This window comes from Gordonia insulae, assembly GCF_003855095.1.
GTDB lineage: Bacteria > Actinomycetota > Actinomycetes > Mycobacteriales > Mycobacteriaceae > Gordonia > Gordonia insulae.
This window is the reverse complement of record NZ_CP033972.1, coordinates 1,506,010-1,520,113: the sequence shown is the minus strand read 5'-3', so window position 1 is coordinate 1,520,113 and position 14,104 is coordinate 1,506,010. Positions and strand designations below refer to the sequence as shown.

Sequence of the window (14,104 nt, the reverse complement as noted above, 5' to 3'; positions counted from 1 at the left end):
GCCGCCCCGGTCGGCATTGGCGCTCTCATGCTGCCTGAGTCTGGGGTTTTAGCCGCCCTGGGGTCGAAGCCTTTCCTTCGTGCCATAGAGGAAGTAGAACTGCGCCTTTTTCTGGCTGCTGATCTCTTTATGTTCGTCGATCAGAGCCTGTGTAGTCGCCATCCCGTACCCGAACACAGTGCCTGCTGCGGCGGCCAGCGCCCCGATCGGCCCCGCGGCAACTGCGAGGGTCGCGGGCAACGTCACGAAGCCCCCCATAGATGTCGCCCCGAGCGGATTCTTGACCGTTCTCCTCAACAAGTCAGACATGCTTCGGTTCTCGGCAATTGTCGCTTCGATCTCTGCGATAGCCGGTGACACCTTCTGATTCCAAGCATCGACAACTTGATTGCCGAAGTTTGGGTCTTCGGGTGCAATCTCCAGCCCGTCCGTCAGGCTGCGCACTCCCTGCCGGAACGCCGCCAGTGAACCACTGAGTTCCGTTCGGATGTCTATGATTTCGAGAGGCGTGGCGTACTGGAAGTTTGGCAGCCGATCAAACAGGCCATCCGCCATGGCCGCGTCGGCACCCAGTTGGCGGGCCATGGGAGCTGGACTGAAGAATCCTGCGTCTACGCCGAGGCGGACGATGTTGCCTGCCGCAGCGTCGAATAGGGGGTACCGGCCACCGTCACTGAGCACTTCGTCGATCTTCTGAGTGAACCCGAGCACCATTGCGCCGTCTTCGCTGATGTCATCGACTACCGCTCCGGCCATGCTGTCGATCGTCAAGATGCCGAGATCGACAGCCTCCTGCAGCTGGCCGTAGCCAGTCTCGCCGAACATCTGCTCGACGTTGCCCTGCATCGTCTCCTTAATCGGGGCCAGCCCCTTGTTCAGGAAGCGCACATTGCGGTCGTATTCGTCGCGCAGCTCCCGTGGCAGCTGCGCTCGCGGGGGCAGCCCGTCGATTGTTTCGAATAGCGTTCGGAGTTCTTCGTCCATATCCGGAAAGAACTTGGGCGCAACGTTTTTGAAGACACGAAGTAATTCGATGCCGTTCAGATTGTTGATGTCCTCGGCGTTCTTGAGAAGCGCTGCCCGTGGGCTTACCAACGTGACTTCATCGGCGTATAGGAGAGCCGAGTTGCACAGCTGCATCTCCTGCGCCAGCGATGTCGCGTTTTCAGCGTCCTGGCTGGCGTTCACCACCGTCATCCGGACTTGAGAGGATCGCTTGTCGCGTTCCACTCGCCGGGCCCGCTTTGCGCGAGCCTTCTTCTCCTCACGCGCGACCCGTCGCGCGCGACTTTCTTTTGACATTGACCTGCCTTACCGTCAGTCGGGCAAAGAACGCCCCCCGGGGTGCGGAGTCCCAGGGGGCGTCCCGCTTGCCGCGCCGCGTGTTCCTAAGCGGCCTGATCCTTCGACGGCGGAAGACGCTTCTCCAACTCGCCGAGGGTGATGACGATGCCGCGGAGGATGTCCTTGGCCTCGTCGCCCTGCTTGCGGATGTTGGCGGTCAAAGGCGACTGGTCCGGGTCAACGAAGACGAAGATCTCGTCCCACATCTTGCGGTTCGCCGCCATCGCTGCGTCCTTGATGGCCTTGCCGAGCGCGCCCAGGGGATTGTCGGGCATGATTACCTTCTCTCTACTTTGTGGATGACAGCTACGCTGCCGACCACAGAATAAACCCAGGTCGAGACGAACGACAGCGATGTGTTTCCGCAGCTCAAGCTAAGAAAATGGTAAAAGGGCAGGCAGGGACAATTTGACGGATGTCAAGTGTGGCCAATGAGGCAGAAGTGAATTACACTTTTGTGAGCTGCATCACGAGATGCGGTGACGAATCTCTCAAACGGCTGCCACCCGACCGCGTCGAGGCCTAGCATCGCGCTCAGACCAACAGGTCTACTTTGTGGATGGAAAGCCCCCTGGCTGCGGAACCGGGGGGCTTTCTGCTGATCTGATCACGGACGCGTACGTTCTTGCGCAGCGAGTTGCGCGGTGTAGATGGCGTCGAGCAGATAGCTGGCTAGCTCGTCGGCTTGGTTGGGCTCGAGCCAGATGTCCATACCAGTGCGACCCTGCGCCAGCCGCAGGCCGACCATCCCGTCTGACCGCGCCCGCCCATAGATGTCTGGGCCGGGGTGCCCGCCCGGCGTGTGCGTGCCCATAATCAGCGGGCGGAAGTCGGCGCTCATGCGACAGAAGATAGCTCTGACTGCGGATATGCCTACACGGTCTTTGGGCCAACCGACGTTGGAAGCGGCACAACGGCTTCAGGTTGTCCTGGTGGGTTCGTCCACCGTCACCGTGCGGAACACTGTGGTCGAGATCGGCGCGCCACGCCCTGTTGTTGCAGCCGGGGAACGTGCAGCACAGTTCACCGGCACGCACCAGGTCGGCGACCTTCTTGCCGGGTGCGTAGCGTTCGATGGCCTGCGGCGTGGACAGGTCGGGCCGTACATAGGTGCGGCGGGCTTCGGTGACCAGGGTGCGGGCGGTGTCGGCGTCGATGAGACCGTGTCCGTCGAGAACTGCCGGATCGTCGTCGTGGCCGAGCAGAGTGCTCAGGTTGACCACGATGTGAAACGTCGGCCGCGGGGCGGTGACGTCGGGCGGCGTCGTGGACTCGGTGGGCGGCGCGGAATCGTCGGCGAACTCGGTGTCGGACTGGCATCCGGGCTCGGCGACGTCGGTGGGGGCGGCCGTGCAGTCGCCGCATCGGCAGGTCAGCGCGGGACGGCCGTGGGCCAGTGCGTCGGCGCGTCGCTGCTTCTCGGTGCGCGGGTCGCCCGGATGCACGGCCGCGGTCATGGCGTCGAGTCGCGCGTCCAGCGCTGCCGCCTGGGCGGCGGGCAGCGAACCCGACAAACGAGCTTGGCCGGGGGTGTGGCGGTCCGGGCGGATCGAGATGCCGCGGTCGGCGTCGACGAGTTCGCGACGCCGACGCACCGCATCCGGGTCGTTGTCGGCGATGACCTTGTCGATCATGGTGCGAAACCGGGTCATCGACATCGGTTCACGGGTCTCGATGGCGTCGGCGATCAGCATGTCGATCAGTGCGAGTTTCTCGGCGTCGCACAGTTCGGTGCGTCGCACCACCATCAGGAATCGTTCGAGATCGATCCGACCCGACGACAGGGTGGCGCCGGTGAAAGGCAACTGATGACGCAGCACGCTGCCCGCCTCGATCAGTTGACGGGCTCGTGCCGGGGAGACAGTCAATGCGGCGCCGACCTCGGCGATGGCGTGCTCGAGGCCGGTCGGACCGTACTGGGCGCGTGGGTCCTCGCCACCGGCCACCCGTACGGCGAGTTTCTCCAGCTCGGCCAGCGACGTGTTCTCCCCGGTACCGACCCCCGCCGCCAGGCGGATCAGATAGTCCTGCTCGCGTTCCTCATGGATCAGACTGACCGCCTGCAACATCCGGTGATCCGCCGACGCGCGCACCGCATTGCAGTGATGGAGCACCTCGACCAACTCGGTCGCCGAATGCTGCTCATCCTCGGCCACCTGCCCGGCCACCACCACACTCGAGGTCATGAATCAAACATACGTTCGACCACCGACAGGTTCGGTGGCTCGCGGACGCGACTCACCGCCGTCGGGCGACCAGATGCACTGCGGGAAACCGGTGGTGTGTGTCGGGCCGGCTGACCGTCCGCCAGAGTTCGTCGAACCCGGCCGTCGAGAGCGCATCGGACAGGCGGTCCGGGTACCAGCGCCAGGCGGGGGCGACCGCGTGGTCGAACTCCGTGATCTCGTCGGAGTCGATGGTCTGTCCGGCCACGGCCACGAGCGCGCCGGGCGCCAACCGGCCGGCCCAACCGGCCAGGACGTCCGGCACGACCGACGGTGGGACGTGGATGAGGCTGAACCTCGCGAGGATCGCCGCGATGTCGACGTCGGCGAGTTCGGTCGATCCGAGGTGTGCGTCGTCCTGGACGAACCGCACCGTGGGAGCATCACGGCGGGCGATGCGCAGCATCTCGCGGCTGGGATCCACGCCGATCACCGAGAGTCCCCGCGCGGCAAGGTCGGCCGTGATCTGTCCCGGACCGCACCCGATGTCCACCACCACACCGGGCACAGGGTCCTGCGCGACGAGGTCGGCGAACGCGGCGACCAGGTGACGCTCCAGTGGCGTCGCGTACGGCGACGGGAACGTCTCGATGTACAGATCGGCCATGGCGTCGTATCCGGGTTGTGGCACCCCGGAATTGTCGCAGGACGCCGCCGGAGACTTCGCGACCATGGCCGCGTCAGGTGTTCGCCACCAGCTTCTCCACGAAGAAGTCGAGTACCTTCTCCCGGGCGTCGTAGGTCGGCTGACCCGGCTCGTCGATGAGGTCCTCGGTGAGCACCGAATGAGGTTGCGGGAGCATGGCGTCCGGGTTCGCCGTCGAGTCGGGCAGCTCGACCGCCAGGAATGCGTCGCCGAGCTGCTCGCGGAGGAAGTCGAACCGGGTGCGTGGGGACAGGCGATCACCCTCGAAACGCAGACCCATCACCTGCAGTCCCGCACCGCAGCGTGCGCGCACCCGGGCCAGCTCGGCATCGCTGATGTCGATGGAATGGTTGCGCGACTCGATGATGCCGAACGGCAGCGACGGCTGGGACAGCACCGGCGCGAGCAGTCGGTCGTCGGTGGCCATCGCGAGCGCGAAACCTCCGGTGAAGCACATACCGACCGCGCCGACCCCGGGACCACCGCAGCGCTCGTGCTCCTGCGCGGCGAGCCCGCGTAGCCAGTCGGCGACCGGTGACGCCTTGCCGGTGGCGAGCACCGTGAACTCGCGGCTGATGCACGCGCGGACGATGGTGCCGACCATGTTTCGTGCCGAGCCGACCCGGCCGAGGCTGTCCGGACGCGGGTCCCGCCCGTCCACACCGAACAGTGAGGGCATGACCGCGGTCAGGCCCCGTCCCGCGACCTTGCGGGCGAAATCCGCCACCTTCGGGCTGATGCCGGGCATCTCGGCGATGACGATCACCGCCGGCCCGGACCCGGCGCTGTACACGCGGCGGGTGCTGGCCCCCACGGTGACATCGCGGGCGGTGAAATCGTCGAGTGCGTCGTCGGGCACGAGATCCCCGCTCAGTCGGACGTCGTCGGGTCGCCATCGTCGGCGACGATGGTCCCGGTCAGGACGGAGTCGAAGAAGCGCGCCGGTACGCGTGCCCCGCGCGCCACGTCGGGTGAGTCGGACGGGATGATCCTCGGTCGGACGACCTTGTGATGCTCGGACTTCCGGATCAAGCCGAACCCGCCGGCGGCGGTGACGTTGCGGACCCAGTCCGTATTCCGGCCGTAGGTCAGCACGATCGAGAGCCGGTCGCCGTCGACCCACGCGAGGACGGGGATCGAATACTGTTTGCCCGACTTGCGTCCCACGTGCTCGACCATCGCGAACGGGGCGATGCGTGGCGCCCATTGGCGCTGGATCGGATTGGTGACCACCTTGTTGATACGTGCGACCGTCTTGGGGATCTTCATGCGTTCGAGGATGCCGTACCCGAGCGCGTTTGGGGAGGGGCGGCGGTGGATCGCGGTGCCGTCAGCTCGATCCGGCGGAACCGCTGCCTGATCCGGAGCCCGCTGGTGCGCCGTTGGTGAATCCGGAGATGACACCCGCGATCGGAATCGATCCGTTGACCGACTGCCGGAAGTTCAGCATCGCGCGCTTGACGTGCGTCGGGCTGCTGACCACGACAGCGCCGGTGGCCCGGCCCGCCGCGAGTATCCGGGCGGTGTAGCGGGCGTTCTCGACGGTGGACCGAGAGTGATTCTCGGTGGCGATCCGGCCGGCGGGGATGCCGTGGGCGACCAGCCACCATTTCATCGCCTGCGCCTCGGTGCGGCCGCCCCGCGGGAGGCCGCCCGTCGTGATGATGCCCGCCGGGGGAAATGCTCGCGCCAGCGACAACGCCGCCTGCAGACGGGTGATCAGAACCGGCTTCATCGAGCCGTCGCGGTTCAGAGCGGCGCCGAGGACCACGATCCTGGTGCCGAACGGATTGAGCTGCAACATCATCGGCACCTCGGGCGTCAGCCGTTCCTGATCGGTGCACCATTTCATCAACTCGGGGATCGGCGTCTGACATCCGCCGACCGTGGACATGAGTCCGTTGAACGCCGTGACCGGTGACGCCTGGACAGGCGCGGTGGCGGCTGGTCCCACCACGCCGATTGCGACACTCAGGACACTCGCGCCCAACAAGTGAACAACTCTCCCTTTGATGCGCATGGGTCACACGGTAAACATGCGCTCGCCTGTAGACCATGGCTGTTGGCAAACCGATACCTGGGGGAGATGCAGCGGATCGGGTGTCAGCGCAGGGTGATCGTCGCCCGTTCGGTGTCGGACAACCCGGTCAGGCGCTGCTCGTCCGCGTGCGCGACCGCGATCAGGGAGGCGCCCGCGAGCAGCGGCGCCACCAGGTTCTCCACCACCGCAGAGGCCGTCTGCCACGGCCGGGTGGTGAGAACGCGTGCACCCGTCGTGATGCCGTCCGCCTGAGCGGCCGCCCGTGCGGTGGTGATGACCGTCTCGGTGCCCGCGCCGTCGAGCGCCGGGCCGGACGCTGTCCGAGGCGGGTTGTACTGGTCTCCGTGCACTCGCACCGCGCTCGCGAAATCGGTCACGCCGACCGGGAGGTCGCGCACGCCCATCGCGAACGGATCGAGTGAGGCGACGAGCAACTCGTCGACGTCGTCGTAGCGGTCGATCCGGTCGGCGCTCGTCACCGCCGCGCCCAGCGAACCGGTCTCGAGGTCGTCCCCGCCCGGCAACCGGACGTGGGCACCGGCCCACCATGCGCCCAGCAGGATCGCGGCCGTCTGCCAGTGCTCGGGCAGGTCGACGAGGACCTCATCGCCCGCGCCGAGGCCCAGCTCGTCGACGAAGAAGTTGGCGGACTTGGCGGCCCAGTTGCCCAGTGTCGCCGCGGAGAGCTCGGTACGTTCTCCGGAGTCGTGGTCGTAGTAGGTCAGCATCGGCTGCGACCAGTCGACGACGGAGTCGAAGACGGCGGAGGTGAGGGTCGGGGTGCTCATCAGTTCACGCACGTCGGGCCGTCGGAGCCGGCGGTGATCGGCGGACGGTTGTTGCCCACGCGTTCGCTGGCGGGGGTGTTGTCGGCCTGGCTGCCGGTGTCGCTGATGGAGCCCGGCCCCTCATAGGTGTTGGTGAGCACCGCCTTGAGGCGCTTGTCCGGCAACGACGAGTCCACGCGGACCTCGGCGCCCCCCAGGTCTCTCGCGAGCTGCTGCGCGCCGGCGTCGTCGGAGTGCGCGTAGACCACCGAATCCCGGTCGTCGGCGGCGCCGCTCGCCGACTTGCCCGCCTGGAACCCCTTGTTGGTCAGGATGTTCGCCACATTCGAGGCCAGCCCGTCGATGGTGCCCGCGTTGACCACGTCCACTGTGTAGTCACCGCGCTCCACCGCATCGGGCTTCTTCTTGCTGTTCAACAGATTGTCGGTGAACGCATGGACCTGCTTGGGATCGACCTGCACCACGCTCTGCTGACCGTCCTCACTCCAGCCCTGCTCGGTGACCACCGGGACGGTGGCGAACTTGACCCGGCCGCCGCTGAGGTCCTTGAGCTGCTCGGCGAACTTCACGATGTCCCAGTTGTCGTCGATCACCACCGAACGCGACACGGCCTGCTGCAGTTCGGACAGCTTGCCCGGGTCGGCGAGCAGATTCGCGGACAGCATCTTCTGGGTCAGCGACGCCATGAACACCTGCTGGCGGGTGATCCGATCGAGGTCGCCGCGAGGCAATCCGTGGCGCTGACGGACGAAGCTCAATGCCTTGGGGCCGTTCAGCGTCTGGCGTCCGGCACGGAAACGTGCGCCCGACAAGGGTTCGTTCACCGCCTCGTTGAGGCAGACGTCGACGCCGCCGACCGCATTGGTCAGCAGGACGAAGCCCAGCAGCCCCACCTCGGCGTAGTGGTCCACCTTGACTCCGGTCAGGTTGGCGACCGTGTCGACCAGGGCCCGACGACCCGCCTGGGTGCCCTCCTTCTCCGCGGTCGCCTCGTTGGTGCCGGACTCGACGGCGCGGGCGCGGACTCCCTCTTTGGTGGTGCCGTAGGCCGCGTTGATCTTGGACATGCCGATTCCGGGGACGTCGACGTAGGAGTCGCGGGGGATGGAGATCGCGGTCGCCGACGATCCGTCGTTCGGGATTCGGATAAGCAGGATCGTGTCGGTGTTGGTCGCCACCTCCTCGCCGGAGCGCAACAGCTTGAGTTCCTTCTCCGACAACGGGTTTCCCTTGGCGTCGGTGCGTGAATCGGTGCCCACCAGCAGGATGTCGACGGCGCCGTCGTCGGCGCCGCCGAGTCCGAGACCGGCCAGCTGGGTGATGTTGGAGTTGAGGTTGCTCACGCTGTTCCAGGCGTAGCCGGTGCACAGCAGCACCGACACGGACAGCAGCGCGATCAGCCCGCGACCCACCCCTTTACGGGTGGACCTCGATCGCCACGAGAAGGATGGTCGGACCGGGGCCGTCGACGCCGTGGGTGCGGTCGAGGCGGCCGTGGCCGGCTTCTCGGTCGGGGCGCCGGCCGCCGAGGCGGGACGCCGGCGCCTGGGCGGGGCCTTACGCGGCGGTTCACCCGCACGCGGGGTCTGCTCGGCGGGACGCCGTCGTCGTCGCGGCTCACCGGCTGCCGGCGCCGACCCCTCGGGCGGTCGCGGCGGACGTGGTCGCCGGGGACGGGCATCGTCGGCGCCGGGTGCGCCGGTCGGCCGACGGGCATCGCCCGTGGGCCGTGGCCGCCGAGGCTCGTCCTCGGGACGAGGGCGGCGTCGCGGGCGGCCCGACGGGTCTCCCGCGCCCCGGGTGTGGATCTCGCCCGAGACCCGGCGGCCCTGATCGTTGGCCGGCCCGGCGGGCCGGCGCCTGCGGGGTTGTTCCGAGCTGCGGGGGGAGCCCTCCCCGGGCTCGCGACGATCACCGGGTGCGCGACGATCACCGGGTGCGCGACGATCGGCGCGCGGCTCGCCGGCATCGGGACGTCGACGTCGGCGCGGCGGCTCACCGGTGGGCGGTTGTGCGCGTCGGGGACGGCCGTCGGCACGGTCGCGAGAGCGTGCGGTGGGCTCGTCGGGACGTGCGCGTCCGTCAGGACGTCCGCGTGCACCATCGGGTCGAGACTCCACGGGCCGGTCAATCCCTCTCATCGTCGGCGAACGTCGGCGATCACAACGCCCGTCGGAGACGGTGTTACACGAGTGCGTGCCGATGTTCGTGGTGTAGACGTGTCAGATGTTGCTGTGCTGACGCCAGGCTACTGAAGTGAACAAGAAATTCGAGAGCGCAACGCCGGTGGACACGGTGGAGACCCACATCACCGACCGATGATCGGGTGCTCGCGATCGCAGTACGGCACCATGTGTCCCATGGCTTCGACCACGTACATCGTCGGTGCAGGCGGGCAACTCGGGACGGCGTTGCAGTCCAGCGCGCCAGCGCCCGCGGCCGTCCGGCCGCTGACCTCGGCCGAGCTGGACCTCACAGATGCCTCGTCGGTGACGGATGCGCTCACCGATCTGGCGCCCGGCGACGTGGTCCTCAATTGCGCCGCCTACACGAATGTGGATGGGGCGGAGGCGGATCCCGACGGTGCGTATGCGGTCAACCGGGACGGCCCGGAACTGCTCGCCCGTGCGACGGCGCGCGTCGGGGCCTGGTTGGTGCACGTGTCCACCGACTACGTCTTCGCCGGTGCGGCCGCCACCGACACCGGCCCCCGCCGCGCGGAGCCGTACCGGGCCGACGATGCGACCGGAGTGCCCGAGACGGTGTACGGCGCCTCCAAGCTCGCCGGCGAGCGGGTGGTGATGGCCACCGACCCGACGGCGACGGTGGTGCGCACGGCGTGGGTCTACACCGGCCGGCCGGAGAGCACGGATTTCGTCGGCACCATGCGGCGCCTTGAGGCGCAGCGCGACGAGGTGACCGTCGTGAACGACCAGACCGGATCGCCCACATATGCGGCCGACCTCGCGGATGCGCTGTGGGAACTCGTCTCCGCCGGACGTTCCGACACGACCGGCGGGGCCGTGTTGCACGCCACAAATGCCGGCAGCGTCACGTGGTACGAGGTCGCCCGGGCCGTCTTCTCCGAGGTCGGCGCGAGTCCCGACCGGGTGTTGCCGTGTTCGACCGCCGAGTTCCCGCGTCCGGCGCCCCGACCTGCCTATTCGGTGCTCTCCGGGGACGCATGGGCGGCCGCGGGACTCACGCCGTTACGGGACTGGCGGTCGGCGCTGCACGCCGCGGTCACCGACGCCGGTCCGGCCGCGGGTTGACCGTGGACCCGAACGCGCGCGGATCGGTCCGCCGGGTTGGTTACCCTGACCCGGTGACTGCTCAGCTTGCCGTCGTGACGGTGACCTATTCGTCGGGGGAGTATCTGTCGACGTTCCTGCGGAGCCTGGAGAAGGCGACCGACATGCCGGCCCCCCGGGTCGTGATCGCCGACAACGGCTCCACCGACGGCGCACCCGAGGCCGCGGAGCAGGAGTTCGACAACGTGACCCTAGTCCGGACGGGCGGCAACATCGGCTACGGCGGCGGCATCAACCGGGCCGTCGCCGAGGTGGATCCCGACGTGGAGTTCATCGCCGTGGTCAACCCCGACGTCGAGTGGGGCCCCGGGTCGCTGGACGAATTGCTCGCCGCGGCCCGTCGGTGGCCGCGCGCGGGCTCGCTGGGTCCGCTGATCCGGGAACCGGACGGATCGATCTATCCGTCCGCCCGCCGGGTGCCCGATCTGATCTCCGGCGCGGGACACGCGCTCTTCGGGTCGATCTGGAAATCGAACCCCTGGACGGCCGCCTACCGCGCCGACGACGCGGCGCCGAGTGAGCGGCCCGTCGGCTGGCTGTCGGGCTCCTGTCTGCTGGTCCGGCGGTCGGCGTTCGACTCGATCGACGGTTTCGACTCCCGATACTTCATGTACATGGAGGACGTCGACCTCGGTGACCGGCTCGGCCGGGCGGGGTGGCTCAATGTCTATGTGCCGTCTGCGGAGATCGTCCACACCAAGGGCCACGCGGCCGGGCGCAACCCGGAGAAGATGCTGCCCGCGCATCATCGCAGTGCCTATCGATTCCAGGCGGATCGGCATCCTGGTCTGCTGCGCGCCCCATTGCGGCTCGCGCTGCGGGCCGGTCTGGCAGTGCGTTCCCGGGTCGCGGTGATCGCGGCCCGGCGTCATGGTGACGAACAGCGGTGACGAGTAATGGTGACGACACGAAAGGTGACACCCGTGACCAGTGAGGACCGAGTCGACGAGCCGCGTGACGACCAGTCCGGCGCTTCGCCGTCGGTGCAGGCCGTCGTCCTCGTCGGCGGCAAGGGCACCCGGCTGCGACCGCTGACGCTGTCGGCGCCGAAACCGATGCTGCCGACCGCGGGCGTCCCGTTCCTGACGCATCTGCTCTCGCGCATCCGCGAGGCCGGCATCACCGACGTGATCCTGGGGACCTCGTTCCAGGCCCATGTGTTCTCCGAGTACTACGGTGACGGATCGAAACTCGGGCTACGCCTGCGATACGTGACCGAGACCGAGCCGCTCGGCACCGGCGGCGGTATCCGCAACGTGCTCGACGAACTCACCGCCGACACGATCCTGGTGTTCAACGGAGACGTTCTGGGCGGCACCGACGTTCGCGAGGTCCTCAACACCCACGAGGAGAGCGGCGCCGACGTCACCATGCACCTCGTGCGGGTCAGCGATCCGCGCGCCTTCGGCTGCGTCCCCACCGACGAGACCGGCCGGGTCACCGCGTTCCTGGAGAAGACGCAGGACCCGCCGACCGACCAGATCAACGCGGGTACCTATGTGTTCCGGCGTTCGGTGATCGAGGAGATCCCCGCCGGACGACCGGTGTCGGTGGAGCGTGAGGTGTTCCCGAAGTTCCTCTCCGAGGGGCGCCACGTCCACGGACACGTCGACCACGCCTACTGGCGGGACATGGGCACGCCGGACGACTTCGTCCACGGATCGGCCGACCTGGTGCGGGGCATCGCCCCGTCGCCGGCACTCGGGGACCGGCATGGCGAGTCGCTGGTGCACGAGGGGGCCGGAGTGGCCCCGGGGGCGGTGTTGATCGGCGGCACCGTGGTCGGACGCGGGGCCGAGATCGGTCCGCGGGCGCGGCTCGACGGTGCGGTCATCTTCGACGGTGCCGTCATCGAGGCCGGCGCGGTCGTCGAGCGCAGCATCGTCGGGTTCGGTGCGCGCGTCGGTCCCCGGGCACTGATCCGGGACACCGTGATCGGCGACGGCGCCGACATCGGCGCCCGTTGCGAACTCCTTCGTGGAGCTCGGGTGTGGCCGGGGGTTCAGTTGCCCGACAACGGGATTCGGTTCTCCACCGACGTCTGACCGGACGGGGTCGTCGCGCGGGAGCCGCTCAGCGGGCCTTCGCGGCGGCCAGCACGCCCGCGCCCAGCGGGATCACGACGGGCAACAGTCGCTCGTCGTCGGCGATCAGCAGTGCGGCCTCGCGGGCCGCCGCGGCCGGCGGGTCGGTACGGGTCGGGTCGGCCACCGCGCCGTCCGCGGTCGCGTTGTGCACCACGACGACCCCGCCGGGGCGCAACATCCGGACGGCCTCGGTGACGTGGCGCGGATGGTCGATGAGCGGGCCGTCGACAAAGACGAGGTCGTAGGAGGCGTCGGCGAGACGGGGCAGGACCTCCCTCGGGGTCCCGTTGATCAACCGCGTCCGCCCCGGCGCGATCTCGGCGCTCGCGAACGACTGCCGCGCGGCCCGATGGTGTTCGGGCTCGGGGTCGATCGTGGTGAGCACGCCGTCGGCCGCCATCCCGTTCAGCAGCCAGAGCCCGCTCACCCCGGCGCCGGTGCCGATCTCGACGACCGCATGCGCGTCACACGAACGGGCCAGCAGGGCGAGCAGCGCACCGACGGCGGGAGCGACCGCCGCGGCACCGAGTTCTTCGGCGCGGCCGCGGGCCGCCACCAGCGCGTCGTCCTCGACGATCGCCGATTCCGCATAGTCGATGAGCGCATTCGCGGACGCCGCGGACGACGACCCGGAACCGTCTGATGAATCGGTCACCCCCTGAGATTAGGTCGCGCCGTCTCGAATCCGTCGGCGGCGCGCCACCGGCCGCCGAAGTCGGTGGTCAGGGGCCGTTTGGCGACCGACCGCGAATGCCCGCGACTTCCTCAGCGAAACCTCAGCACTCTCATACGGCGACCACACCCCGATGGGAGAGGGTTCTAGCAACGCACCTGATGCGCCAGTGCGACGACTTCGTCGCTGCACGACCACCCGACGCCGGGGGAATAGACCGTCGGCGAAGGTGGTTTACCATCGTGAACATCCGTCATCCGACGCGATGTCCGGGGAAGGGAACTGGGCCACCAAACATGACTGATCCCCTGGGGTCTGCAGACGTCGTCCCGACCGGGACGGCGGGATTCGATGCCACCGGCGACGACACCTTGATGCCGTCGTGGGACGACTTGGTGCGCGAGCATGCCGATCGCGTGTATCGCCTGGCCTACCGCTTGTCCGGCAATCAGCACGATGCCGAGGATCTGACCCAGGAGACCTTCATCAGGGTCTTCCGCTCCCTCTCCAACTACAAGCCGGGCACCTTCGAGGGCTGGCTGCACCGCATCACCACGAACTTGTTCCTGGACATGGTGCGTCGGCGCAGCAAGATCCGCATGGAGGCACTGCCCGAGGAGTACGACCGGGTGCCCGCCGACACCCCGGACCCGCAGCAGATCTTCCACGACGCCAATCTCGACCCGGACCTGCAGGAGGCGCTCGACGCCCTGCCGCCGGAGTTCCGCGCCGCGGTCGTCCTCTGTGACATCGAGGGTCTGTCGTACGAAGAGATCTCCACGACGCTCGGCGTCAAGCTCGGTACCGTCCGCAGCCGTATTCATCGCGGCCGGCAGACCATCCGCGACCATCTCATCGCCCGAGGTCACACGGGCAGTCGGTCCGTCGCCATCGGGAGCGCGCACTAGGCGCCTCCGCCGATCACACGCCCGTCCCGCGTCGATTCGCCGATTCGGGAACCACCGTCGGCCGGGCTTCGTTGTCACCTT

General features: G+C 68.1%; 14 protein-coding genes. 4 read left to right on the top strand and 10 right to left on the bottom strand.

Annotated elements, in window-relative coordinates:
- Positions 1 to 48: 48 nt before the first annotated feature.
- The 9 genes from D7316_RS06905 to D7316_RS06865 all read right to left on the bottom strand — a co-directional run bounded on the left by D7316_RS06905 (position 49) and on the right by D7316_RS06865 (position 9,164).
- Positions 49 to 1,302, bottom strand: a complete 1,254-nt coding sequence (locus D7316_RS06905) for a hypothetical protein (protein ID WP_164473744.1) — start codon at positions 1,300 to 1,302, stop codon at positions 49 to 51.
- A gap of 86 nt (positions 1,303 to 1,388) precedes the next feature.
- A complete protein-coding gene (locus D7316_RS06900) occupies positions 1,389 to 1,619 on the bottom strand; it encodes a hypothetical protein (RefSeq protein WP_124707622.1) in 231 nt (76 codons plus the stop codon).
- Between the two features lie 273 nt (positions 1,620 to 1,892).
- The gene (locus D7316_RS06895; protein WP_124707621.1) at positions 1,893 to 3,530 is read right to left on the bottom strand and encodes an HNH endonuclease signature motif containing protein; all 1,638 of its coding nucleotides are present in this window, start codon (positions 3,528 to 3,530) and stop codon (positions 1,893 to 1,895) included.
- A gap of 52 nt (positions 3,531 to 3,582) precedes the next feature.
- The gene (locus D7316_RS06890) at positions 3,583 to 4,200 is read right to left on the bottom strand and encodes a class I SAM-dependent methyltransferase (protein WP_124707620.1); all 618 of its coding nucleotides are present in this window, start codon (positions 4,198 to 4,200) and stop codon (positions 3,583 to 3,585) included.
- Positions 4,201 to 4,249: 49 nt separating this feature from the next.
- Positions 4,250 to 5,074, bottom strand: coding sequence for a dienelactone hydrolase family protein (locus D7316_RS06885; protein ID WP_124707619.1), 825 nt, complete (start codon positions 5,072 to 5,074; stop codon positions 4,250 to 4,252).
- 11 nt (positions 5,075 to 5,085) lie between these two features.
- Positions 5,086 to 5,484 (bottom strand): nitroreductase family deazaflavin-dependent oxidoreductase, encoded by a 399-nt coding sequence (locus D7316_RS06880; protein ID WP_124707618.1) that lies wholly within the window; start codon positions 5,482 to 5,484, stop codon positions 5,086 to 5,088.
- A 61-nt stretch (positions 5,485 to 5,545) separates the two neighbouring features.
- Positions 5,546 to 6,169: a YdcF family protein gene (locus D7316_RS06875; RefSeq protein ID WP_232016805.1), complete on the bottom strand. Its 624-nt coding sequence runs from the start codon at positions 6,167 to 6,169 to the stop codon at positions 5,546 to 5,548.
- A 149-nt stretch (positions 6,170 to 6,318) separates the two neighbouring features.
- Positions 6,319 to 7,044, bottom strand: coding sequence for a TIGR03089 family protein (locus tag D7316_RS06870; RefSeq protein WP_197718194.1), 726 nt, complete (start codon positions 7,042 to 7,044; stop codon positions 6,319 to 6,321).
- On the bottom strand, positions 7,044 to 9,164 hold the full coding sequence (locus D7316_RS06865) for an LCP family protein (protein ID WP_232016804.1): 2,121 nt from the start codon (positions 9,162 to 9,164) through the stop codon (positions 7,044 to 7,046). Before D7316_RS06865 ends, D7316_RS06870 begins: the two co-directional genes overlap by 1 nt.
- A 231-nt stretch (positions 9,165 to 9,395) precedes the next feature.
- Here D7316_RS06865 and rfbD point away from each other — a divergent pair, with 231 nt between their 5' ends.
- Genes rfbD through manB form a run of 3 tightly spaced genes read left to right on the top strand, consistent with a single transcriptional unit; the run spans position 9,396 to position 12,400 of the window.
- Positions 9,396 to 10,316 (top strand): dTDP-4-dehydrorhamnose reductase, encoded by a 921-nt coding sequence (gene rfbD, locus D7316_RS06860; RefSeq protein ID WP_124707614.1) that lies wholly within the window; start codon positions 9,396 to 9,398, stop codon positions 10,314 to 10,316.
- 53 nt (positions 10,317 to 10,369) lie between these two features.
- The gene (locus tag D7316_RS06855) at positions 10,370 to 11,245 is read left to right on the top strand and encodes a glycosyltransferase family 2 protein (RefSeq protein ID WP_164473742.1); all 876 of its coding nucleotides are present in this window, start codon (positions 10,370 to 10,372) and stop codon (positions 11,243 to 11,245) included.
- A gap of 33 nt (positions 11,246 to 11,278) precedes the next feature.
- On the top strand, positions 11,279 to 12,400 hold the full coding sequence (manB, locus tag D7316_RS06850; protein ID WP_124707612.1) for a mannose-1-phosphate guanylyltransferase: 1,122 nt from the start codon (positions 11,279 to 11,281) through the stop codon (positions 12,398 to 12,400).
- Positions 12,401 to 12,428: 28 nt separating this feature from the next.
- On the opposite strand, the gene D7316_RS06845 is transcribed toward manB, so the two are convergent.
- Positions 12,429 to 13,097: an O-methyltransferase gene (locus D7316_RS06845; protein WP_124707611.1), complete on the bottom strand. Its 669-nt coding sequence runs from the start codon at positions 13,095 to 13,097 to the stop codon at positions 12,429 to 12,431.
- A gap of 314 nt (positions 13,098 to 13,411) precedes the next feature.
- Here D7316_RS06845 and sigE point away from each other — a divergent pair, with 314 nt between their 5' ends.
- Positions 13,412 to 14,023, top strand: coding sequence for an RNA polymerase sigma factor SigE (gene sigE, locus D7316_RS06840; protein WP_124707610.1), 612 nt, complete (start codon positions 13,412 to 13,414; stop codon positions 14,021 to 14,023).
- Positions 14,024 to 14,104: the final 81 nt, after the last annotated feature.